We start from the raw sequence: 21,186 nt of genomic DNA, 5'->3' as shown, positions 1-21,186 counted from the left end.
AGCAAAGAAGAACAGGAGACATCCGATGCTGCGCACGCCCACCCTAACCTATGACGTCAACGCCCTCAGCGGCGGCAAGGACCTTGGTGATTTGCCCGAGTGGGATTTGACAGACCTTTACGCTTCTGAGGACGCAGCAGAGCTTAAACGCGATCTCGATTGGCTCGAAGAGGCGTGCCGCAGCTTCGCAGCTGACTATGAAGGCAAGCTCGCCGATCTAACTGCCGAAGAGTTCCTGACAGCAATCCACCGACACGAAAAGATCGAGAACATCGCAGGTCGCATCATGTCCTACGCGGGTCTGCGTTATTACCAGCTGACCACGGACGCCCAGCGCGCCAAGTTCCTGTCAGACCATCAGGAAAAAATCACCATTTATACCACGCCGCTGGTGTTCTTCACGCTTGAGCTGAACCGGATTGATGACGGCACCGTTGACGCGCTTTTTGGCGCCAATGCCGACCTCGCCCGCTACAAACCTGCGATCCGCCGCATCCGGGCGATGAAGCCCTACCAACTGTCGGACGAGATGGAAAAGTTCATGCACGACATGGGCGTGGTTGGCGACGCTTGGGAACGGCTGTTCGACGAAACCATCGCCAGTCTGGAATTCGAGGTCGATGGTGAGCCGCTCAATATCGAAGGCACGCTGAACCTGCTTACGGAACAGGACCGGTCCGTCCGCGAGGCAGCGGCCAAAGAACTGGCAGCGGTCTTTGCCGAAAACATCAAGATCTTCGCCCGTGTCCACAACACGCAAGCCAAGGAAAAAGAGGTGATGGACCGCTGGCGTGGCATGCCCACGGCGCAAACAGGACGCCACCTGTCCAACGATGTTGAACCCGAAGTCGTCGACGCCTTGCGCAATGCAGTTGTCGCCGCCTACCCCAAGCTCAGCCACCGCTACTATGAACTTAAGCGCAAATGGCTTGGCCTCGACACGATGCAGGTCTGGGACCGCAACGCGCCATTGCCGATGGAAGCCACCCGCACGGTCGATTGGACCGAAGCCGAACAAACGGTGATGAACGCCTATACCGAATTCGACCCCCGAATGGGCGAAATCGCCAAGCCGTTTTTCTCAAAAGGCTGGATCGACGCTGCCGTAAAGCCAGGCAAAGCGCCGGGGGCTTTTGCGCACCCCACGGTGACGGATGTGCACCCTTACGTGATGCTCAATTACCTCGGCAAACCGCGCGACGTGATGACCCTTGCACATGAACTGGGCCACGGTGTGCATCAGGTGCTTGCCGCCGAACAAGGTGAGATGCTGTCATCCACACCGCTGACGTTGGCCGAAACTGCGTCCGTCTTCGGCGAAATGCTCACCTTCCGTCGCATGCTCGACAATGCCAAGGATGACGCCGAAAAGAAGGTCATGCTGGCCGGCAAGGTTGAGGATATGATCAACACGGTCGTCCGACAAATTGCGTTCTACGACTTCGAATGCAAACTCCACGAAGCACGGCGCGGTGGCGAACTCACCCCGGATGACATCAACGCGCTATGGATGTCGGTACAGGCCGAAAGCCTTGGGCCCGCCTTCGAATTCATGGACGGGTACGAGACCTTCTGGGCTTATATCCCGCACTTCGTCCACTCACCGTTCTACGTCTACGCTTATGCGTTCGGCGATGGCCTCGTGAACGCGCTCTATGCGGTCTACGAAGAAAACCCCGATGGGTTTCAGGATAAGTATTTTGACATGCTCAAAGCCGGTGGATCGAAACACCACAAAGACCTGCTCGCGCCCTTCGGCCTTGATGCCAGCGATCCCAAGTTTTGGGACAAGGGCCTCAGCATGATTTCTGGTTTCATCGACGAGTTAGAGGCCATGGAGGGCTGACCGTCAGACGCCCTTCAAGCGTCAGCATCACGCTTGCATATTTGCACAAAAGAAGAAGCAGGAGGTATGCATCGCTTTCTGCTTATTCTTTTCAAGAAATATGCCTGCGGTGCATGGCGCATTAGCCTTAGCAGCCGGTAAAATCGCAACGGAGCCCGTCAGCACCAATACGAGCCGACGGCGAGATACCCGAAGCGGGCGGATGCCCGCACAATTTATTTCAGCTGGGAATCCTTGGAGCCCCGCCGGTTGATCCCACCACGGGCTTGAAAACTGCTGTCACGATCCTGCTGGCACTCGATACACAGCTTCACACCCGGCAAGGCAAGTCTGCGCTTATTCGGAATCGGTTCTTCACATTCCGCGCAATGTGTCAGGCTTTCGCCTTGCGGTGCCCTGCGCGCCTTGAGACGGGCAAGCTCATCATTGATCGACGCGTCGATCTGTTCTTGCACCGCACCGTCGCGGGCCCATCCGCCTGCCATGTCATGCTCCTCGATCTGTCCTGATCCAAATATGGGAAGCTATCCCACGTCACGCAAGGCACTTGCCGCCCGCGCTCGCTGCCGCCATCCTGTCTGGACCCGTTGTCAAAGGAGGCCCCGATGTCGGATCACAACCTAGAACGCGCCTACAGCATCGGCGGACCTTCCGACGCAAGAGCGCTTTATGATGATTGGGCGAGCAGCTATGACAGCAGCTTTGGCGAACGCCATGGGTACATCGCCCCGCGCGAGGTTGCGCGTGTTTTTCGATCGCTGGATCAGGACAACACACCGGTTCTTGACATAGGTGCAGGCACCGGGCTGTTGGCAGAGCATCTGCGGGACCATGTGGTGGATGGCATCGACATCTCGCAGGCGATGCTGACCCAGGCTGCGGCCAAGGGTCTGTATCGCAACCACATCTGTGCGGACCTTACCCAGACCTTGCCTATGGCCAATGCAACCTATGGAGGGTTTGTCTCAAGCGGAACTTTCACCCATGGGCATGTTGGGCCCGAGGTATTTCCCGAATTGCTACGCGTCGCCCAGACAGGTGCACTTTTTGTCTGCGGAGTGATCCCGCCCGTGTTTGATGGATCAGGCTTTGGGTCAAGACTGGCGCTTATGGTCGCGCACAACATGATCAGCCCAGTCGATTTCCATGATATTCCGATCTATGAAAACGCTAACCACGATCACGCAAACGATCGCGGGCTTGTCATGGTGTTCAGCAAGCTCTGAGCCTTTCCTTTGCCTCCCGTTCACCTACCTTCCGGACACAGGAGATTTGACATGCGTATTGCCTTGGCAGTTGCCTTCACTTGTTTCGCTAGTCTGGCCCATGCGGCCATGTCCAGCTTTAGCTTTCCGTCCATCGATGGCGGAGAGATCAATCTTGAGAAATGGCACGGTCAGCCGGTTTTGGTGGTCAATACAGCCTCCAGGTGCGGGTACACGCGGCAATACGACGGGCTACAAGCACTATATGACACCTACCGTGATCAGGGCCTTGTGGTTCTGGCAGTTCCGTCCAACGATTTCCGGCAGGAACTGGCAAGCGACGATGCGGTCAAGGATTTTTGCGAGGTGAATTTCGCCCTCGATTTTCCGATGACGACAATCACGTCTGTGCGCGGAGAAACGGCGCATCCGTTCTATAAATGGCTTGAGACCGAGGTTGGATTTACCCCGCGTTGGAACTTCAACAAGGTTTTGATTGCTCCAGACGGCAGCGTGGCCGCGACATTCGGGTCGAACGCGCGGCCACTGTCGCGACCAGTCATTTCGGCAATCACCGCCTATTTGAACTGATCACTTCTGAAGATAGCTCCAGATTTCATCCTTGAGCGCGCCACGTTGCTTGCGCAGCTCGGTTTCGGCCATCGTATCTATCGGCTCTACATTCGTCTCTGCCCGATGCACGTTGCGGTTCACCTCGTGATAGCTGTCGAACAGCTTGGCGAAATGCGCATCCGACTGTTTGAGCGCACTCATTTTTTCCACATGTTCTGGAAATTCCTCAGCAAGCTCGTGCGGGGTATGCGACATGGGTCCACTCCTCTGTTGTATGTCTTCACAAACAAGATGTCAGAGCGGTGCATCTTTCACTTTGACGCGGATCAAATGCGGATCAGTTTCGCGCTTTTCTCCACCCCGCGGCACGAGCCTCGGATTCCGAACAGAACCAGCGTTCGCCTTTGCCCACCGATATCCGGGTCTTGGCGTAATAATCCTGCCCCGGAACGTGATAGATGCGTTCGCCGCTATTGAGGCTGATATTGCCTTTGATCTTGCAGGCCGGATTGATCGCATTGGGTAGCAAACTGCGCTTTGGTGACGTGCCCCGATTCACAGTCACGGTCTTGGCCCCGGCGTTGTTGCGCACCTTGTTGGGGCGTGTTTTAGCCCGTTGTGCAGACCGAAATGCAGCTGGTGACATAATGCCAGTCCCATGCAGGCCACGGGCATTCACCGCAGCACCTTTTTCCACCAGATCGTAATCCATGCCGTATTCACGGTACGCAAAGGCCAACCCTTTGCTTACCAACGTTTCTCCCACATCGCGCCCATCGACTGAACATTTGGCGACGGTGCGCCCGTACCTGTCTGTATCCGTTGCGATGCAGCGCGCCATGCGGCCTTCGAACATCTCATGGGTTTTGTCGCGCACCCATGCGCCACAGGGCCATGCGGGACTGGTTGCATCGCCACACATCTGGTCGGTTTCGGGTGCGTCGATGGCGTGCAAGCGCACAGTGGTTCCATTGACCTTGAACGTGTCACCATCGACGACACGGATTGGCCCGTTCGGTGCGGCGCTGACCATGCTGCCCAACGCCACGGCGGCGGTGAAAAAAGCAATCCTTAACATTCCATGAATATTGGCCACAAAAAATGGCCAAACAATGGAATCCGTTAAGAAAGGTTAATCATTCTCCGCGCGGGAAGCGTTGGCTGTCTTCTAGGATATTCAGGTCCATGTGATTGCGCATGAACCGTTCCGACGCATCACGCAGCGGTTGATGGTCCCACGGATAGTACCCACCTTGGCGCAACGCTTCGTACACCACCCAACGTTTCGCCTGACTTGCCCGCACATCGGCGTCAAACCGATCCAAATCCCACCGTGCCTCGGATTTCGCGCGCAAGGTTTGCACCGTGCCCTGATGGTCAGGATGATCCGCAAGATTGGTCAATTCATGCGGATCAGTCTCAAGGTCGAACAGTTGGTCGGGGTCGAGCGTGCAGCGATTGTATTTCCACCTGCCATAGCGCAGCGATACCAGCGGTGCGTATGACGCCTCGGCGGCGTATTCCATCGCCACCGGACTGGTGCGCTCCTGCCCTTTCCCCAATGGAACGAGTGACTCTCCTGTGGTCCAAGGCATGACTTCCTCCATGCTCACGCCAGCCAACGCGCACAGCGTTGGGCAGACGTCGATGGTCGAAACCGGATCATTCACCAACCCGGCTTCCATATCCGGAGCCGATATCATCAGAGGCACGCGTGCAGAGCCTTCGTAGAAGCACATTTTAAACCACAGCCCCCGCTCGCCCAGCATGTCGCCGTGGTCAGACACGAAGAGGATAATCGCCTCTTGCCGCGTGTCTTCGAGCACTTGGAGGATTTCCCCGATCTTTTCGTCAAGATAAGAGATATTGGCAAAATAAGCGCGCCGCGATTTGCAGATTTCTTCCTTGGTGATGTCGAAATTGCGCCAGTCGTTTGCGTCAAAGATGCGCTTGGCATGGGGGTCGTGGTCTTCATAATCCATCGCCGGGATCTCGGGCAAAAGATGCTCACAGTCTTCATACAGATCCCAATATTTCTTACGCGCCACGTAAGGGTCATGCGGATGGGTAAAGCTTGCCGTGAGACACCACGGTCGATCCTCCTTGCCGCGCGCCAGATCATACAGTGCGAGCTTGGCCTGATAAGCAACTTCGTCATCATATTCGAGCTGGTTGCTGATCTCGGCGACACCGGCGCCAGTGACTGACCCCATGTTGTGATACCACCAGTCGATCCGTTCGCCCGGCTTGCGGTAATCCGGCGTCCAGCCAAAGTCAGCTGGGTAGATGTCGGTCGTCAGTCGCGCCTCAAAGCCGTGCAGCTGATCAGGGCCAACGAAATGCATTTTGCCGCTGAGAGCAGTGTAATAACCCGCACGGCGTAGGTGATGCGCATAGGTGGGGATCGAAGACGGAAATTCAGCAGCGTTGTCAAAGACCCCGGTGGCCGAAGGCAGTTGGCCCGACATGAAGCTTGCCCGACCCGGTGCGCAGAGCGGGCTGGCGGTATAAGCATTTTTGAACCGAGTCGAGCGCGACGCGAGTTTCTTGAGGTTGGGCGCATGGAGCCAATCGGCAGGACCATCCGGGAACAACGTGCCGTTCAGTTGGTCAACCATCAGAATCAGGATGTTCGGCTGCATGATCTCTCCCTCGCGCAGTATCTGGCGCGACACTGGTCAGATCAGCAGGGCGACGTCAATCAGGGACCCGCAAAGATGCGTCGACGCATCCATTCGTTTGCGTTGACGGAAACGGCGTTGGGGGGCCTGCCGCCCAAGCTCCCGACAGATTTGCAAAAAGAAGAAGATCAGGACGGGCACCTCCGGCCGTTCGCACCTCGAACCGCGCGCCGGAAAGGGTGCCGCTATCTTCGATTGGCGCTCATTCCCATTCCATCTCTTCAAAGACACGGCCCGCGTTCTTTGTTGCCAGCTCTTCGAAAGTGTCCAGGTGCGCCCAGCTGGATTGATCGACATAAAAGGCACCAGCCAGATCGCCGCCCTCTTCGATATGCGCTCCGATTTTGGCACGCAGGTCCTTGATGTACTCGCTGGTGTACCGCGTCACCTGCGCCATGTTGGTTGGGTGGCCGTGACCGGGGATCACGTAGGTGGCGTTCAGATCTGTGAATGGACCTTCAAAGGTTTCGACCCAGGCATCGGTGTCGGTCTCGGCAAAAATTGGTGGCATGCGTTCATGAAACGCAATGTCGCCTGCGATTACGATACCCCATTGCGGGATCCAGACCTGCACATCACCTGGATCATGCGCCGGGCCAAGGTGCAGAGCGTGTAGGATAACGTTCCCCATCTCAATGACATATTCGTCGTCAAAGCTCAGGTTTGGAAGCGCAACTTCGGTGCCTTCAGCCTTGTCACGGTTGTAACGTTGCATGCCTTGCAAGATGAAATCGCCATTTTCCTCGACCACTGCAATCGCATCGGAATGGGCCAGAATATCCACGCCCTGCGCCGCCCAATACGAATTGCCAAGCATCGCGTGGCCCTGCGCGTTTTCATTGATCACCAACTTCACGGGCTGATCGGTCACCGCCTTGATCTCCTCGTGCAGCGCCGCTGAAAGCCGCGCCGACGCACCGCCATTGATCACCACTACACCGTCGCCGGTCACGACAAAGCTCAGATTATTGTTGTGGCCAGAGTTCTCGTAGGTCGGTGGCGCTGTGGCCCCGATGGCCGAAAACACGTGCGGAATGACTTCGACCGGTTTGTCATAAAGCTCGGATTGCGGATATTTGTCGGCAATGTCTTCGCTTCCGCTGGCAGCTCCGGCGGTCACTACGGCGGCGATAAAGGTGGTCAATCGCATTGGTGGTCTCCTCCTGTTGCTCACACATGCATGAATGCGAATGGGAAAAGCAATCCCTTTGAGGTGAGCCATCTTGCCACTGCGGGCCAGACGAGTACGGTCGCGAAAAGCGGATGGGGGAATGATATGAAACTTGGCGGCAAACACGCGCTGATCACAGGTGGCGGCACAGGAATTGGTCTGGCCATCGCGGTTGCGCTGCGCAAAGCCGACGCAGCGGTGACCATCACCGGACGTCGTGCAGATGTACTTGAAACAGCTGCAGAAAAGCATGGTCTGACCCCACTGGTTATGGATGTGCAGGACGAGACGTCTGTTGTAGATGGCATTGCCAGCGCCGTATCGTCCCACGGTCCGATCCAAATCTGTGTGCCGAATGCCGGCATCGCCGAAGGGCGTGCCCTGCACAAGATGGACTTCGATTTCTGGCGCAACATGATGGCGACCAATATCGACGGGACGTTTTTGACCATCCGGGAATGTCTGAAGTCGATGCACGACACCGACTGGGGCCGGGTCATTGCGATCAGCTCTATTGCCGGATTGCGTGGGCTCAAGGGTGCGCCCTGCTACACTGCATCAAAACACGCGATGATTGGCCTCATCCGCGGCTTGGCCGCAGATTACCTGGGCAAACCATATACGTTCAATGCCATTTGCCCGGCCTATGTGGACACAGATATCGTGCCACAGAACATTGACCGCATCATGGCCCGCACCGGTATGAGCAAAGCCGACGCCACGAATGTCATGGTCGGAGCAAACCCACATGGCCGTCTGATTGCGCCAGAGGAAGTGGCAGAAACCGCTCTTTGGCTGTGCAGCCCCAATTCAGGAAGTGTAAACGGACAAGCCATCCAAATCGCAGGGGGCGAGTTTTGAGCGATCCATACGATCCTGGCCACGATGGCGCGCAGATGTCGTTTGACGGGCGCATGTCTTATACGGACTATCTTGGCCTAGATGCCGTACTCGATGCCCAGCACCCGTTGAGCACGGCCCATGATGAGCTTCTTTTCATCGTGCAACATCAGACGTCCGAGCTGTGGATGCGATTGGCCTTGCATGAATTGCACGCCGCGCGGAACACTCTGAAAAGCGAAGACATCCGTCCGGCGTTCAAACTGCTCTCAAGGGTTTCGCGCATCTTCGAGCAGCTGAATTCTGCATGGGACGTGCTGCGCACGATGACGCCCAGTGACTACACCACGTTCCGCGAGGCGTTGGGCCAAAGCTCGGGCTTTCAGTCCGCGCAATATCGCGAGATCGAATTCCTGCTGGGCAACCGCAATACGGCGATGATCAAACCTCACACACACCGGCCTGATCTTGAGACCCGCCTGCGTGCTGAGTTGGAAAAACCATCGCTTTACGATTGCGCGCTTGCCTGTCTGGCACAGGCAGTTCCCCTGCCGGAAGCCGCACTCGCTCGTGATCGAAGCAAACTACACCAACCCGATGAAACCGTGCAGGCCGCCTGGGCCGAGGTTTACCGCGATCCAGCACAATACTGGGACTTGTACGAGCTGGCCGAAAAGCTTGTCGATTTGGAAGACTATTTCCGCCGCTGGCGTTTCAACCACGTCACCACCGTGGAACGTGTGATCGGCCTCAAACGCGGCACTGGCGGGACAGGTGGTGTGTCATACCTAAAACGTATGCTTGAGGTTGAGCTTTTCCCGGACCTCTGGCACCTGCGAACCAAACTCTAAGACCCCGGAAAGGGAAGACATGACCGATTTCACCGCCACTCGCGCCGCCTTTCACCTGCCCGAGGGAATGATCTATCTAGACGGCAACTCTTTGGGACCATTGCCCAAAGCGGCCGCCGCACGCGTGGCACAAACCATGACGGCGGAATGGGGCGAACACCTCATCACAGGCTGGAACGCTTGCGGCTGGATGGATATGCCCACGCGGATGGGTGACCGGATCGGACGACTGATCGGTGCCGAGGCGGGCCATGTCGTGGTGGGCGACACGCTGTCAATCAAGGTTTATCAAGCGCTGGCGGCAGCCATCAAGTTGAACCCCAACCGCCGCGTGATCCTGTCCGATACAGGCAATTTCCCATCCGATCTCTATATGGCCGAAGGACTGATCTCGCTCTTAGGCCCCGAGTACGAACTGCGCCTCGTGGCCCCCGAAGAGGTTGAGGAGGCCATCACCGACGAAATCGCAGTCACCTTGATCACCGAGGTTGATTACCGGACGGGCCGCAAACATGACATGGCCACGCTCACGGCCAAGGCGCATGCCAATGGCGTGATCACGGTCTGGGATTTGGCACACTCGGCGGGCGCACTTTCCGTCAATCTGGCCGGCACAAATGCTGATTTCGCCGTAGGGTGCACCTACAAATACCTCAACGGTGGCCCCGGTGCGCCTGCGTTTATCTACGTTGCACCGCGCCATGCCGACACCGCCCTGCCCGCCTTGTCCGGCTGGCTCGGGCATGACAGCCCGTTCGCCTTTGATCTGGGCTATACGCCCGGCGCGGGCATCGCGCGGATGCGGGTGGGCACCCCGCCGATCGTCCAGATGGCCGCGCTCGATGCAGCTTTGGATGTTTGGGACGATGTCGATCTACAAGACCTGCGTGCACGGTCAATCGAACTGTCCGAGCGTTTCATAGCCGGGGTTGAATCTGTCTGCCCAGAATTGACACTGGCCAGCCCGCGCGACGCGACCCGACGTGGATCGCAGGTCAGCTTTCACTTTGCCGACGGGTACGCCGCGATGCAGGCCCTAATCGCACATAAGGTGATTGGCGATTTCCGCGCGCCCGACATCATGCGGTTCGGTTTTACTCCGCTCTACCTAGACGAAGACGATGTGGATGCGGCGGTCGATATCCTTGCGAATATCATGCGCGACGGCCTTTGGGACACACCAGAATTCAAACAGCGCAAAGCAGTCACCTAGACCAGGCGGTCTTTGTGAATGGAGACTACAGAGCCTTGACGCGCTGTCCGCCAACGACGTCCCCTTTTGTCCAAGCCCGTGTTGCATCGCCAAAGGCCTCGAACAGTGGTCGCGACACCGGATCATTGGCGGCATCCCATTCGGGGTGCCATTGTACCGACAAAGTAAAGCCCGGCGCGTCTTTGATAAATGTTGCCTCAGGCGTACCATCAGGTGCATGCCCGTCAATGACGATCCGTGCGCCAGGGGTTTTGATCCCCTGCCCGTGCAACGTGTTGGTCATGACCTCCTGAGACCCGAAAAGCCGGTGAAACACGCCACCTTCTGACAACGTCACCACATGACGAAGGGCAAACTTTTCCTCCAACGTGCCATCGGGCGGCATCCGGTGGTTCATCCGCCCTGGCAGATCGCGGATTTCGGGATGTAATGTGCCACCCATCGCGACATTGACCTCTTGAAAGCCACGGCAGATTCCCAAAAACGGCTGTCCACGCTCTACGCAAGCGCGCACCAGAGGCAGTGTGATCGCGTCGCGCGCTCGGTCAAAGGCGCCATGCGCCTCGGTCTCTGCTTCGCCGTATTCCTCGGGGTGGACGTTCGGGCGCCCACCCGTCAGCAGGAACCCGTCACAGACCGACAACAACTCCTCGACCGACACAAAACGTGGATCAGCGGGCACGACCAGAGGTACACAATCGGCCACCTGCGCCACCGCTTCAGAGTTCATCGATCCACCCGCATGTGCCGGGTACTGATCGTTGATCAGGTACTGATTGCCGATGATTCCGACGACTGGCCGCCCCATATGTCCGTGTCCTTATATTTCGGCGGTCAATCCAACCGCTTCAATTCCCGCCTTTGCAACAGCGGCATCATTGTCCGAGACATCGCCCGACACCCCCACCGCACCCAGCACTTTGCCTTTAGCATCCCGCACCAGCACACCGCCCGGCACCGGCACCATCTGTCCGCCAAGTGCGGCACCGGCTGACGTGATGAAATAAGCCTGTTCCTCAGCGCGGCCCTTTTGTGCTGTGCCAGCCATGCCTAACATAACGGTTCCGTACGCCTTGCCGTGCGCGATCTGAAAGCGACCTGGGCTCGCGCCGTCCTCGCGTTCAAAAGCCTGTACGTTTCCGCCTGCGTCCAGAACGATCACAGCCAACGGCTTCAGTTCGGCCTCACGACCCGCGTCAAGCGTCTTGCGAATAATGGTGCGCGCGCGGCGCAAAGATAGGTTTGCCATTCTGTCCCCCCGGTTCAGGCAAATAGATCATGCGCCAATTCCAGCGCATCCACCAGTTTGTCCACTTCTTCTTCGGTGTTGTACAACCCAAATGACGCCCGGCAGGTTGCGGTCAGCCCAAGATGATCCATCAACGGCCCGGTACAATGCTGGCCTGCCCGCACTGCGACACCCTTTTTATCGAGGATCGTCGAAATGTCATGCGCATGGGCCGCACCGTCCAGCGTGAAACTGAAAATCGCCGCTTTGTCAGGCGTTGTGCCCTGGACTTGCAGCCAATTCAGGCCATCCAGTTTCGTCCGGGCATAATCACGCAGCTTTTTCTCGTGCGCAGCGATGTTCTCCATCCCGATCCCCATCATGTAGTCCAAGGCCACGCCAAGGCCGATTTGCTGGACAATACCGGGTGTTCCAGCCTCAAAGGTCATGGGCGCGTCGTTCCACGTCACCTCGTCCTTATGGACCTCACGGATCATGTCGCCACCGCCCAAGAAGGGCTGCATTTCGGCCATGCGTTCTTTCTTCATGAAGATCGCGCCCGACCCGGACGGGCCGTACAGCTTGTGTCCTGTAATAGCGTAGAAATCGCACCCAATGTCATCGACAATCACGGGCATATGCACCGAGGCCTGAGACCCGTCGATCAGCGTGGCAATTCCCCGCTCACGCGCCGCATCACAGATGGTTTTCACATCAACAACCGTGCCCAAAACATTGGAAAGATGCGTAACCGCCACCAGCTTGGTCTTGGGGCCCATCGCGTCGATCACGGCCTGCGGATCAAGATAGCCAGTGCTGTCGACATCGACCCACTTGATCACCACACCCTGCCGTTCGCGCAGGAAATGCCAAGGCACGATATTGGCGTGATGCTCCATCACTGACAGGATGATCTCGTCACCGGCCTCTAGATTGGGCATCGCCCAGCCATAAGCAACGGTGTTGATCCCCATCGTTGTCCCGGTATTCATGACGATTTCGTCTTCGTCTTTCACGCCAAGAAATTTGGCAATCACGCCCCGTGTGCTCTCGTATTTCTCGGTTGCGAGGTTCGACAAATAATGCAGCCCGCGGTGCACGTTTGCGTATTCCTCCGCATAGGCCCGTGTGATGGCGTCGATCACCACTTGTGGTTTTTGCGCGCTGGCCCCGTTATCGAGATACACCAACGGCTTGCCATTCACCTCGCGCGACAGGATCGGAAAATCGCGGCGAATTTCGGTGACGTCATACATATCCAGGAATTCCTCCGGTCGATACGCCGAGAAGGCTAAAGATCAAGCTCAGTCCCAGCATCATGCCCACAACGGCCAGCAACAAGATCAAACCTGCACGCAGCAGGCTTCCCATCTCATGGGCCACATCAATAAAGTTAACGAAGATCCAGATGCCCAACACCGAAGCGGCACTGATCACGATCCCCGACAGGAACAGGCTGATTGGGCCAAGCAACGCCACAACCACCTGCATCAACACCCGCAATGCTTGTAACCAGATCACAAGAATGCCGATCTGCGAATAGGTTGCACGACCACCAAGTGGTCGACCACAAAGGGTGACTGCGACGATCAAAGCCCCCACTGACACTGCTAACATTGCACCAAACACTGTTGGGCTGCCTAACACAGGGCCAAAAAGATCGTCCCCCGGCACCAGCATCATCGACGCCGAGAACATCAACGTGTTCAGCACGATCACCAATGCAAAAGCCAGCCAAAGCGCCTGCGACGGCAGGTTCATCGCCAACAAAAGCCGCGCCACATCCCGCGGCGCAGAGACTGTGTTGAACGCGAGCCGAAGGAAGCCTGCAAATGTCACGCGTCAACCCCGCGATACACAGCCAGCATGCTGGCAATCCAGAACCACATAAAGACGCAGAACCAGATCAGGCCGACAATGGTCAGCTGAATACCCGCGCCGATATAACCTGCGACCAAACCATTGAGCAGGATAAGAGGCGACGACGCCAACAAGCTCCAAAACAATGCCAATCGCGCATTGTAAGACGATCCTTTGCCGCCCACCGCCCGCGCGATCAGATGCGCCACGAACGCAAGCGCGTAAAACAGCAACGGTGCCAGAAACAGCGTCGCCATCAGCGTGCCGCCCAAGAGCATATTCAGCTCAAGACCCTCAAGATGCGCCTGACGTGCCAGCGCAGGCCAGCGCGCAACGAACAGGATCACGCATGCCCCCATGAGGATAGCCAAAGCCCGGTCCTCGCGCTGTCCCGCGGCGGCCAGACGGCGCACGACCTTGCCCGGCCCCCGATACGTGGCCGCAATATCCTGTGAGAACGGCATCAGGTGATCAGCCGCGGCGCCGCATCAGCCACGCCTCAACGCGGCTGTTGATCTCTTCCTGCAACGCTTCTTCCTCGATTTCCATGACCGCTTCAGCAAGAAAGGCAATGGTCAGAAGGTCCGTCGCAGGCCCCTCTTCGATTCCGCGAGAGCGCAGGTAAAACAGCCCCTCTTCGTCGATTGCACCAGATGTGGAGCCATGCGAACAGGCCACATCGTCGGCATAGATTTCCAGCTCTGGCTTGGCGAGGAACTGACTGTCGTCGTCCAGCAAAAGCGATTGGCTGATCTGATAGCCATCAGTCTTTTGCGCGCCCTCCTTAACAAGGATTTTGCCTTGGAACACGCCCGTCGCACCGTTGCGCAGAACCTTTTTGAACACCTGACGACTTTCGCAATTCAAAGCGTCATGGGTAATGAAAACTGTGTCGTCATGATGGAAATCGCCGTCGCCCATGCACGCACCTGCTACATGCGCGATGGCATTATCGCCGGTCAATTCGATCACGCATTCGTTGCGCGTCAGCACGCCATTTGCGGTCAACGTGAACGACTTGAACACCGACTCTTCGCCCAACCGGGTAAAGACAGCCGTTGCCGCACGCCGTTCATGGTCACGGCCCTGCGCCCGCACATGGTGGAACGTGCCGCCATCCGCAATTTCAACTTCCATACACTTATTGAAACGGGCCGCCGCCGGACCGTTTTCCAACAAAGTCAGTTCAGCCGCGCTATCCACCTTGACAACATGGTGGAGGATCGCATCGGAAGACTCTGATTCATGACGATAAATCAGACTGATCGGCTTGGCTGCCTTACCTGTCACATGGATCAACAGACCGTCTGTGGCAAAGGCTGTGTTCAGTGCGGCCAAAGGCCGGTGCACCGGTGTCTGCCCACGCGTTTCAAGCACGCCGTAGATGTCCTTGGCCCAATGAATATCCGGCGCATCGGCCAAACGGTCAATGGACACATGCTCCATCGCCAGATTATCAGACTCCGCCGCGTTAAACACTCCGTCAACAAAGACGATCTTGAGCCGATCGACGTCGCCAAAAATCGGGGTTTCGTCACCGTCGAGCAAAGCCGCCTTCGGTGCTTCGGGCTGTACCAACGTTTCTGGCCGGGTGTACTTCCAATACTCGTCGCGTGCACCGGGCAAACCCATCGCCTGCACGCGGCTCAACGCATCCTCACGCGCCTCTTTCGACCACCCGCCCTGGGGCATGTCGAGCACCGCAAGCCGCGCATCGGTGGCGTCTTGTTTGATTTGCGGCAAGGCCATTACGCCACCTCCGCCAGAATGTCTGCATAACCGTTGTTTTCGACCTCAAGCGCCAACTCTGGACCACCTGTCTTGATGATCCGGCCATCCGCCATGATGTGCACCACATCGGGTTTAATGTGATCCAGCAAACGCTGGTAGTGCGTGATGACCAGGAATCCACGGCCTTCGTTGCGCAAAGCGTTCACGCCATCCGCCACCAGTTTCATCGCGTCCACGTCCAGACCCGAATCTGTCTCGTCGAGGATGCACATCTTCGGTTCCAGCATCGCCATCTGCAGGATTTCGTTGCGCTTTTTCTCACCACCGGAAAAGCCCACATTGACCGGACGCTTTAGCATTTCTGCATCGATCTTGAGCTCTTTCGCCTTGGCACGAATCTCTTTGAGGAAGTCCGTCGCAGACATCTCTTCCTGACCGCGCGCCTTTCGCTGGGAATTTACCGCTGTGCGCAGGAACGTCATGTTGCCGACACCGGGAATTTCAACCGGATACTGGAACGCCAGAAAGACACCGGCCGCCGCACGCTCTTCAGGCTCCATGTCCAGAATGTCTTCACCTTCCAGCGTGGCGGTGCCATCGGTCACCTCATAGCCATCTTTGCCGGACAGCACGTAGGACAACGTCGATTTGCCCGATCCGTTCGGGCCCATAATCGCATGCACCTTGCCGGCCTCGACCGTCAGGTTCACACCTTTGAGGATCTGCTTGTCCTCTTCTTCAAGACTGACGTGCAAGTTTTTGATTTCCAGCATTTCTTTCCCTCTCTCGTATTTCGATGCCTGACGCCCGCGGCGTCAGAATGATTTCGTATAAAGTGTCAGAATTTCCGTCAGATCGCGCTTTGGCAGTTCGGTCGGCACAATGTCGAAGCGCGCCATCCGCCCGCGGATTTCGACAGGCTCTATAAACCGCTCGACACGCTGGTACTGTTTGCGCCCGACATAGTCATCAAATAGTAGCGTCACCGGTTTTTCCGTTCGCAGCAAAGTTGTCATCACACATGCCACCCGGAACCGCCCATCGACCAGAACCAAATCCGGCGCAGCAAAGCCTTCAAGATCCCACACCGAGTTCGGATAGCGATGATACCGCGTCCATTTCGCGTCAGTCTTGGGCCGCCCCCATTTTCCAACTGGCCCAATATTCGCGTAGTGCAAATTAACCTCGGAGGTGGAGCCCGCGTGATCAAAATAGGTCTGCATCATCTGGCACCAGTCAGGATCGGATTCGACCGAATAAACCGTCTTGCCTTCCATCTCTGACGCCAAGACGGTTGACCCGCCGCTGCCGTATTCAAGGATCACATCGGACTGCGAATAAAGGTCGCGAACCCATTCACTGACCTCCGAAGGAAAGGTCAGAACAGGCCGTTCTATGACTGTGGGTGTTGCGGCTGCGCCAGTCATGATGTTGCCAATACCCAGTTTTCGTCGCCGTCATGCACCAACAGATGGTTTTCATTCTCAGGATACCGCTTGAACCGCTGCACAGACGTATAATCCGACACCTCGACCCAGGCTTCAAACGCGGCACGGTTATTTTCATCGACCTCGACAAAGATGCGCGGACGGCATCGTTCGATTGTCGCCTCCATGGAATTCAGGACCTGCATCTCCATGCCTTCTACGTCGATCTTGATGAAATCTGCATGTCGGTCTCCGACAACGTCGTCGACCCGTACCGTGGTAATATCACCCGAACCGGCAACCATGCGACCTGCCCCAACATTGCCCTTGCGAAACGCCATTCCGAAGGTTGCATTGGGATCATCCGAGATGCCGTAGCCGATCCAGTTCATGTCAAACACATCGTCCAGCTGGTTAAGCAGGACATTGCTAAACAAGACGTTGTAGGCCACTGGATTCGGCTCAACGACCACCACCTCTGACGGGCTTAGGAATTTGGCCACAAACAATGCGTGATTTCCAACATTGGCCCCGATATCAATGAAACGCCCACCGGGTTGGAACGCTCTTCGGATGATCTCAAGCTCTTCCATCTCATAGAAGACACCCTTGGAGTGATAGTTCTTCTGAATGAAGTCACGTGGTGTTCCGATGCTGAAAAAGACCGTTTCTCCGAACACGGACGTTCGGATCACATCCGCAGCCGGAAGCCGCTGCTTGCCACCCCGGATCTGGAATGGAGCAAACGCCTTCTTGGCGATTGGATTGGACGTCTTTCCCACCGAAACCGTCCCTTACCCACGATCCGTCAGCACAGCCGTACCGCTGGCAGACACCATCAACATCGAGTTTCCGACGACCTCATAATCTAGGTCCACGCCGACCACAGCGTTGCCACCCACTGCAACAGCGCGCTGTTCCAGCTCGCGCATCGCGACATCGCGCGCATCCTGCAGCTTGGCCTCATAGGCACCCGACCGGCCCCCGACGATATCGGTGATCGAGGCGAACACATCACGGACCACATTGGCCCCCATGATCGCCTCACCCACAACGATCCCTTTGTATTCAAGAATTTTGTGGCCTTCGATGGAGTTGGTTGTCGTGATAATCATGCTTTCCTCTTTAATACCATTTGCGCCAAGAGCGATCCGGCGAACCCAGACACAAAGGCCAGACACATCACAGCCCAAATCGCCAAAGCATCTGTGATCAGATCGACGACCACCGCAAACGCTGCGCAAAAAACGCCCGTCACGACCGATGTCATTAGGATGGATGCGACGGACATAGCACGTTGTGCAGAACAGGCCTTTATGGCCTGTCCCGGCTCTCCTTACCCAACCGATCCTTCAAGCGAGATCGCCACAAGCTGCTGAGCTTCCATTGCGAATTCCATCGGCAATGCCTGCAACACGTCGCGGCAGAACCCGTTGACGACCAAGGCCACGGCCTCTTCCTCGTCCATGCCGCGCTGGCGGCAATAGAACAGCTGATCATCATCTACCTTGGACGTCGTCGCTTCGTGTTCCACACGGCTCGAGTTGTTCTTGACCTCGATATAAGGCACCGTGTGCGCGCCACATTCCGACCCGATCAACAAGCTATCGCACTGGGTATAGTTGCGGCTATCCTTCGCCTTCGGGTGCATCGACACCAGCCCGCGATAGGTGTTCTGCGCCTTGCCCGCGCTGATGCCCTTGGACACGATGCGCGACTTGGTGTTCTTGCCCAGATGCACCATCTTGGTGCCGGTATCCGCTTGCTGCATGTTGTTGGCGATGGCGATCGAATAAAACTCGCCCTGGCTGTCGTCGCCACGCAGGATACAGGACGGGTATTTCCACGTCACCGCCGACCCGGTCTCAACTTGGGTCCACATGACCTTGGCCCGATCACCCCGGCAATCGGCGCGCTTGGTGACAAAGTTATAGATGCCGCCTTTGCCGTTCTCATCACCCGGATACCAGTTTTGAACCGTGGAGTATTTCACCTCGGCGTCTTCTTCGATGATGATCTCGACCACTGCAGCATGAAGCTGCGATGTATCCCGCTGCGGCGCGGTACAGCCTTCGAGGTAGGACACATAACTGCCCTTGTCGGCGATGATCAGCGTCCGCTCGAACTGGCCCGTATTCTCAGCGTTGATGCGGAAATAGGTCGACAGCTCCATCGGGCACCGAACGCCCGGCGGGACGTAAACAAACGATCCGTCTGAAAAGACCGCGCTGTTCAGCGTCGCATAATAGTTATCAGACACCGGTACGACTGACCCGAGGTATTTCTTGACCAGTTCCGGATGATCCTGAATCGCCTCAGAGATAGAGCAGAAGATTACGCCCGCCTCTTTCAGCTCTTTTTGGAATGTTGTGCCGACGGATACAGAATCAAACACCGCGTCTACCGCCACCTTGCGGCCTTCGGCTGGCGCATCCTCCGCGCCCTCGACGCCTGCAAGGATCATCTGCTCCTTAAGCGGGATACCCAACTTTTCGTAGGTCGCCAGCAGTTTGGGATCGACCTCGTCCAAAGACTTTGGCTTTACCTCCATGCTCTTGGGACGTGCATAGTAGTACTGATCCTGAAAGTCGATTTCAGGATAGTCGACCATAGCCCATTTCGGCTCTTCTTTCTGAAGCCAGCGCTCATAGGCTTCGAGCCGCCAGTCTGTCATCCACTGCGGCTCATTGTTCTTTTCCGAAATCAACTTGACGATATCAGTGTTCAGGCCCTTGGGCGCGTAGTCCATCTCGATATCGGTGTTCCAGCCGTGCTTGTAGGCTCCACCGACCTCGCGCACCGCATCGACAGTGTCCTGATCCACGCCTTCTTTGACGGTCCCGTTGTCTAAAGCAGCCATGTTTGCACCCCTGTGTTGTCTCACGCGGCTCGCGCGCGGTGTTTGTTCCATTTGGTCAGCCATGTCTCGGCAAACCGCATCACATCGTCTTCAGTTGTCTCCGGCCCCAGCGACACGCGGATCGCGCTACTCGCGGCAGCCGTATCGAACCCCATCGCAGTCAGAACCGCGCTCGCCTTGACCTTACCACTTGAACAGGCGGACCCGGCGCTGATGGCAAAGCCCGCCAAATCCATCTGCATTACTTGTGTCTCGCCCTTCCAGCCGGGGGTTGAGAAACACGTCGTGTTCGGAAGGCGTCGCCCCTCTTTCCCGACAAAAATAGTCTCTTTTGCGTCAGCCTCAAGTGTAGAATCTAGAATGTTTCTAAGTTTTTCCACCCGATCCCAAACCCCCGCATCCAAATCCCGCGCCGAGGCCTCTGCGACAGCACCAAAGCCCGCAATGCCGACAATGTTTTCCGTGCCAGAGCGACGCCCCATTTCCTGACCCCCGCCCTTAATTTGCGCCGCCAAGTCCGTGCCGCGCTTCATCACCAATGCGCCAATACCCTTGGGGCCACCTAGCTTATGCGCTGAAATCAGTGCCATCTGGCATCCAAGCCAGTTGAACGCGACCGGAATCTTGCCGAAGGCTTGCGTCGCATCCACCACGGCCAATCCCTGCGGAAGATCTTGGATCACACCCGTTTCCGAATTGGCCAATTGCAACGCCGTACGCTCCGGCTCGGTCACCCCCACCTGCCCATTTGCGTCAACTGACAGAACCGGATCAATCCAAGACCGCACCGCGTCATGCTCGATGTCAGCTCCGACCAACCCGCGTCCAGCACAGGCCAACGCCGCAGCCTCGGTCGCCCCCGAAACGAACACCACATCTGCGCCATCCGCGCCAAACGCCGTCGCCACCTGCGTCCGCGCCCGCTCAACCAAACCCTTGGCGGCCCGACCCTCGGCATGAACCGACGACGGGTTACCTGCCACATCCATCGCCGCAATCATCGCGGCGCGCGCCTCAGTCCTCAGGGGCACCGTTGCATTGTAATCAAGATACACGCGCGACATTTCAGACCGCCCCACGCGTCTTTGAACCCCAAATACCACGGAGCGATCGCGCTGCGCACGACGAGGGCAAAGCCCTCTTCCTGTCGGATTGGCGCAGCCAATGCAACTCCATCAGTCATCCACCACGGCAAAAAGGTTTGGAACCGCCGGACATGGGGCCAATGTATTGCCCACCACATCTGACAACCGCGTCTGATGCAGGAACACGTAAACATGCGCCGACAATCCTTCCCACAAGCGGTTGGTCATCGATTGCGCCCGACTGCCGGACAGACCGCCCGATGCACCGGCCCCCTTGTGCATCGCATCCACTGTCTCATCGACAGCGGACAGCACATCGACCACGCGGATCTCGCTGGGCGAACGCGACAACCGATACCCACCGCCGGGTCCACGCACCGACGTGACCAGGCCTGAACGACGCAGCTTGACGAACAGCTGCTCAAGATACGGCAGAGAGATATCCTGTCGCTGGGCAATATCGCCAAGCGTCACCAATGTCCCATCCGGTTGCAGCGCGATATCTGCCAGGGCGACCATTGCATACCGACCTTTCGTGCTCAGTTTCATGGTCGTCTCCCAAACGCCCCTGCGACACAATTGACCTTGCAGGGGCAATTGCCTATGTGCGGGTAA

25 protein-coding genes are annotated in these 21,186 nt (G+C 57.1%); 6 read left to right on the top strand and 19 right to left on the bottom strand.

Going from position 1 to position 21,186, the window contains the following annotated elements; all coding sequences use genetic code 11:
• The first annotated feature begins 25 nt into the window (after window positions 1-25).
• A complete protein-coding gene (locus ACTG4M_RS04575; RefSeq protein ID WP_439122456.1) occupies window positions 26-1,846 on the top strand; it encodes a M3 family oligoendopeptidase in 1,821 nt (606 codons plus the stop codon).
• 215 nt (window positions 1,847-2,061) lie between these two features.
• Here the strand turns inward: ACTG4M_RS04575 and ACTG4M_RS04570 are convergent, their stop codons facing one another.
• Window positions 2,062-2,331 (bottom strand): DksA/TraR family C4-type zinc finger protein, encoded by a 270-nt coding sequence (locus ACTG4M_RS04570; protein ID WP_439122455.1) that lies wholly within the window; start codon window positions 2,329-2,331, stop codon window positions 2,062-2,064.
• Window positions 2,332-2,451: 120 nt separating this feature from the next.
• On the opposite strand from ACTG4M_RS04570, the gene ACTG4M_RS04565 reads away from it, so the two are divergent.
• Window positions 2,452-3,072 (top strand): class I SAM-dependent DNA methyltransferase, encoded by a 621-nt coding sequence (locus ACTG4M_RS04565; protein WP_439122454.1) that lies wholly within the window; start codon window positions 2,452-2,454, stop codon window positions 3,070-3,072.
• Window positions 3,073-3,123: 51 nt separating this feature from the next.
• Complete coding sequence (locus ACTG4M_RS04560; RefSeq protein ID WP_439122453.1) at window positions 3,124-3,642, top strand: glutathione peroxidase; 519 nt, start codon at window positions 3,124-3,126, stop codon at window positions 3,640-3,642.
• Here the strand turns inward: ACTG4M_RS04560 and ACTG4M_RS04555 are convergent, their stop codons facing one another.
• The 4 genes from ACTG4M_RS04555 to ACTG4M_RS04540 form a co-directional block, all read right to left on the bottom strand.
• On the bottom strand, window positions 3,643-3,879 hold the full coding sequence (locus ACTG4M_RS04555) for a YdcH family protein (RefSeq protein ID WP_439122452.1): 237 nt from the start codon (window positions 3,877-3,879) through the stop codon (window positions 3,643-3,645).
• Window positions 3,880-3,961: 82 nt separating this feature from the next.
• On the bottom strand, window positions 3,962-4,702 hold the full coding sequence (locus ACTG4M_RS04550; protein ID WP_439122451.1) for a thermonuclease family protein: 741 nt from the start codon (window positions 4,700-4,702) through the stop codon (window positions 3,962-3,964).
• Between the two features lie 58 nt (window positions 4,703-4,760).
• The gene (gene betC, locus ACTG4M_RS04545) at window positions 4,761-6,269 is read right to left on the bottom strand and encodes a choline-sulfatase (protein ID WP_439122483.1); all 1,509 of its coding nucleotides are present in this window, start codon (window positions 6,267-6,269) and stop codon (window positions 4,761-4,763) included.
• Window positions 6,270-6,507: 238 nt separating this feature from the next.
• Window positions 6,508-7,455 carry an MBL fold metallo-hydrolase gene (locus ACTG4M_RS04540; protein ID WP_439122450.1) on the bottom strand — a complete coding sequence of 316 codons (948 nt, stop codon included), beginning with the start codon at window positions 7,453-7,455 and terminating at the stop codon, window positions 6,508-6,510.
• 126 nt (window positions 7,456-7,581) lie between these two features.
• On the opposite strand from ACTG4M_RS04540, the gene ACTG4M_RS04535 reads away from it, so the two are divergent.
• From ACTG4M_RS04535 to kynU, 3 genes are read left to right on the top strand one after another with little or no spacing between them, the layout of a single operon-like run.
• On the top strand, window positions 7,582-8,337 hold the full coding sequence (locus tag ACTG4M_RS04535; protein WP_439122449.1) for an SDR family NAD(P)-dependent oxidoreductase: 756 nt from the start codon (window positions 7,582-7,584) through the stop codon (window positions 8,335-8,337).
• Window positions 8,334-9,167 carry a tryptophan 2,3-dioxygenase gene (gene kynA / locus ACTG4M_RS04530; protein ID WP_439122448.1) on the top strand — a complete coding sequence of 278 codons (834 nt, stop codon included), beginning with the start codon at window positions 8,334-8,336 and terminating at the stop codon, window positions 9,165-9,167. Before ACTG4M_RS04535 ends, kynA begins: the two co-directional genes overlap by 4 nt.
• Window positions 9,168-9,186: 19 nt before the next feature.
• The gene (gene kynU / locus ACTG4M_RS04525; RefSeq protein WP_439122447.1) at window positions 9,187-10,380 is read left to right on the top strand and encodes a kynureninase; all 1,194 of its coding nucleotides are present in this window, start codon (window positions 9,187-9,189) and stop codon (window positions 10,378-10,380) included.
• Between the two features lie 25 nt (window positions 10,381-10,405).
• Here kynU and ACTG4M_RS04520 read toward each other — a convergent pair whose 3' ends face one another.
• The 14 genes from ACTG4M_RS04520 to ACTG4M_RS04455 all read right to left on the bottom strand — a co-directional run bounded on the left by ACTG4M_RS04520 (window position 10,406) and on the right by ACTG4M_RS04455 (window position 21,120).
• Window positions 10,406-11,188: a gamma-glutamyl-gamma-aminobutyrate hydrolase family protein gene (locus ACTG4M_RS04520; RefSeq protein ID WP_439122446.1), complete on the bottom strand. Its 783-nt coding sequence runs from the start codon at window positions 11,186-11,188 to the stop codon at window positions 10,406-10,408.
• 12 nt (window positions 11,189-11,200) lie between these two features.
• Window positions 11,201-11,629: a GlcG/HbpS family heme-binding protein gene (locus ACTG4M_RS04515; RefSeq protein ID WP_439122445.1), complete on the bottom strand. Its 429-nt coding sequence runs from the start codon at window positions 11,627-11,629 to the stop codon at window positions 11,201-11,203.
• Between the two features lie 14 nt (window positions 11,630-11,643).
• The gene (locus tag ACTG4M_RS04510) at window positions 11,644-12,864 is read right to left on the bottom strand and encodes a cysteine desulfurase (RefSeq protein WP_439122444.1); all 1,221 of its coding nucleotides are present in this window, start codon (window positions 12,862-12,864) and stop codon (window positions 11,644-11,646) included.
• Entirely contained in the window at window positions 12,857-13,447 is a 591-nt protein-coding gene (locus tag ACTG4M_RS04505) for a YIP1 family protein (protein ID WP_439122443.1), read from the bottom strand. The genes ACTG4M_RS04510 and ACTG4M_RS04505 overlap by 8 nt, the downstream gene beginning before the upstream one ends.
• On the bottom strand, window positions 13,444-13,932 hold the full coding sequence (locus ACTG4M_RS04500; RefSeq protein ID WP_439122442.1) for a YIP1 family protein: 489 nt from the start codon (window positions 13,930-13,932) through the stop codon (window positions 13,444-13,446). Before ACTG4M_RS04500 ends, ACTG4M_RS04505 begins: the two co-directional genes overlap by 4 nt.
• A gap of 7 nt (window positions 13,933-13,939) precedes the next feature.
• On the bottom strand, window positions 13,940-15,217 hold the full coding sequence (locus ACTG4M_RS04495; protein ID WP_439122441.1) for a SufB/SufD family protein: 1,278 nt from the start codon (window positions 15,215-15,217) through the stop codon (window positions 13,940-13,942).
• Window positions 15,217-15,972, bottom strand: coding sequence for a Fe-S cluster assembly ATPase SufC (gene sufC, locus ACTG4M_RS04490; RefSeq protein WP_439122440.1), 756 nt, complete (start codon window positions 15,970-15,972; stop codon window positions 15,217-15,219). Before sufC ends, ACTG4M_RS04495 begins: the two co-directional genes overlap by 1 nt.
• Before the next feature lie 42 nt (window positions 15,973-16,014).
• Window positions 16,015-16,626: a hypothetical protein gene (locus ACTG4M_RS04485; RefSeq protein ID WP_439122439.1), complete on the bottom strand. Its 612-nt coding sequence runs from the start codon at window positions 16,624-16,626 to the stop codon at window positions 16,015-16,017.
• Window positions 16,623-17,408 carry an FkbM family methyltransferase gene (locus ACTG4M_RS04480; RefSeq protein ID WP_439122438.1) on the bottom strand — a complete coding sequence of 262 codons (786 nt, stop codon included), beginning with the start codon at window positions 17,406-17,408 and terminating at the stop codon, window positions 16,623-16,625. Before ACTG4M_RS04480 ends, ACTG4M_RS04485 begins: the two co-directional genes overlap by 4 nt.
• A 12-nt stretch (window positions 17,409-17,420) precedes the next feature.
• Window positions 17,421-17,741, bottom strand: coding sequence for a heavy metal-binding domain-containing protein (locus ACTG4M_RS04475; RefSeq protein ID WP_439122437.1), 321 nt, complete (start codon window positions 17,739-17,741; stop codon window positions 17,421-17,423).
• Complete coding sequence (locus tag ACTG4M_RS04470; RefSeq protein WP_439122436.1) at window positions 17,738-17,917, bottom strand: hypothetical protein; 180 nt, start codon at window positions 17,915-17,917, stop codon at window positions 17,738-17,740. Before ACTG4M_RS04470 ends, ACTG4M_RS04475 begins: the two co-directional genes overlap by 4 nt.
• A gap of 45 nt (window positions 17,918-17,962) precedes the next feature.
• Window positions 17,963-19,486 (bottom strand): Fe-S cluster assembly protein SufB, encoded by a 1,524-nt coding sequence (gene sufB, locus ACTG4M_RS04465; RefSeq protein ID WP_439122435.1) that lies wholly within the window; start codon window positions 19,484-19,486, stop codon window positions 17,963-17,965.
• A 20-nt stretch (window positions 19,487-19,506) separates the two neighbouring features.
• A complete protein-coding gene (locus tag ACTG4M_RS04460; protein ID WP_439122434.1) occupies window positions 19,507-20,550 on the bottom strand; it encodes a cysteine desulfurase family protein in 1,044 nt (347 codons plus the stop codon).
• A 111-nt stretch (window positions 20,551-20,661) separates the two neighbouring features.
• A complete protein-coding gene (locus tag ACTG4M_RS04455) occupies window positions 20,662-21,120 on the bottom strand; it encodes an Rrf2 family transcriptional regulator (RefSeq protein ID WP_439122433.1) in 459 nt (152 codons plus the stop codon).
• Window positions 21,121-21,186 lie beyond the last annotated feature (66 nt).

Source organism: Marivita sp. (assembly GCF_965656765.1).
Classification (GTDB): Bacteria; Pseudomonadota; Alphaproteobacteria; order Rhodobacterales; family Rhodobacteraceae; genus Marivita.
This window is presented reverse-complemented; position numbering and strand designations above follow the sequence as displayed.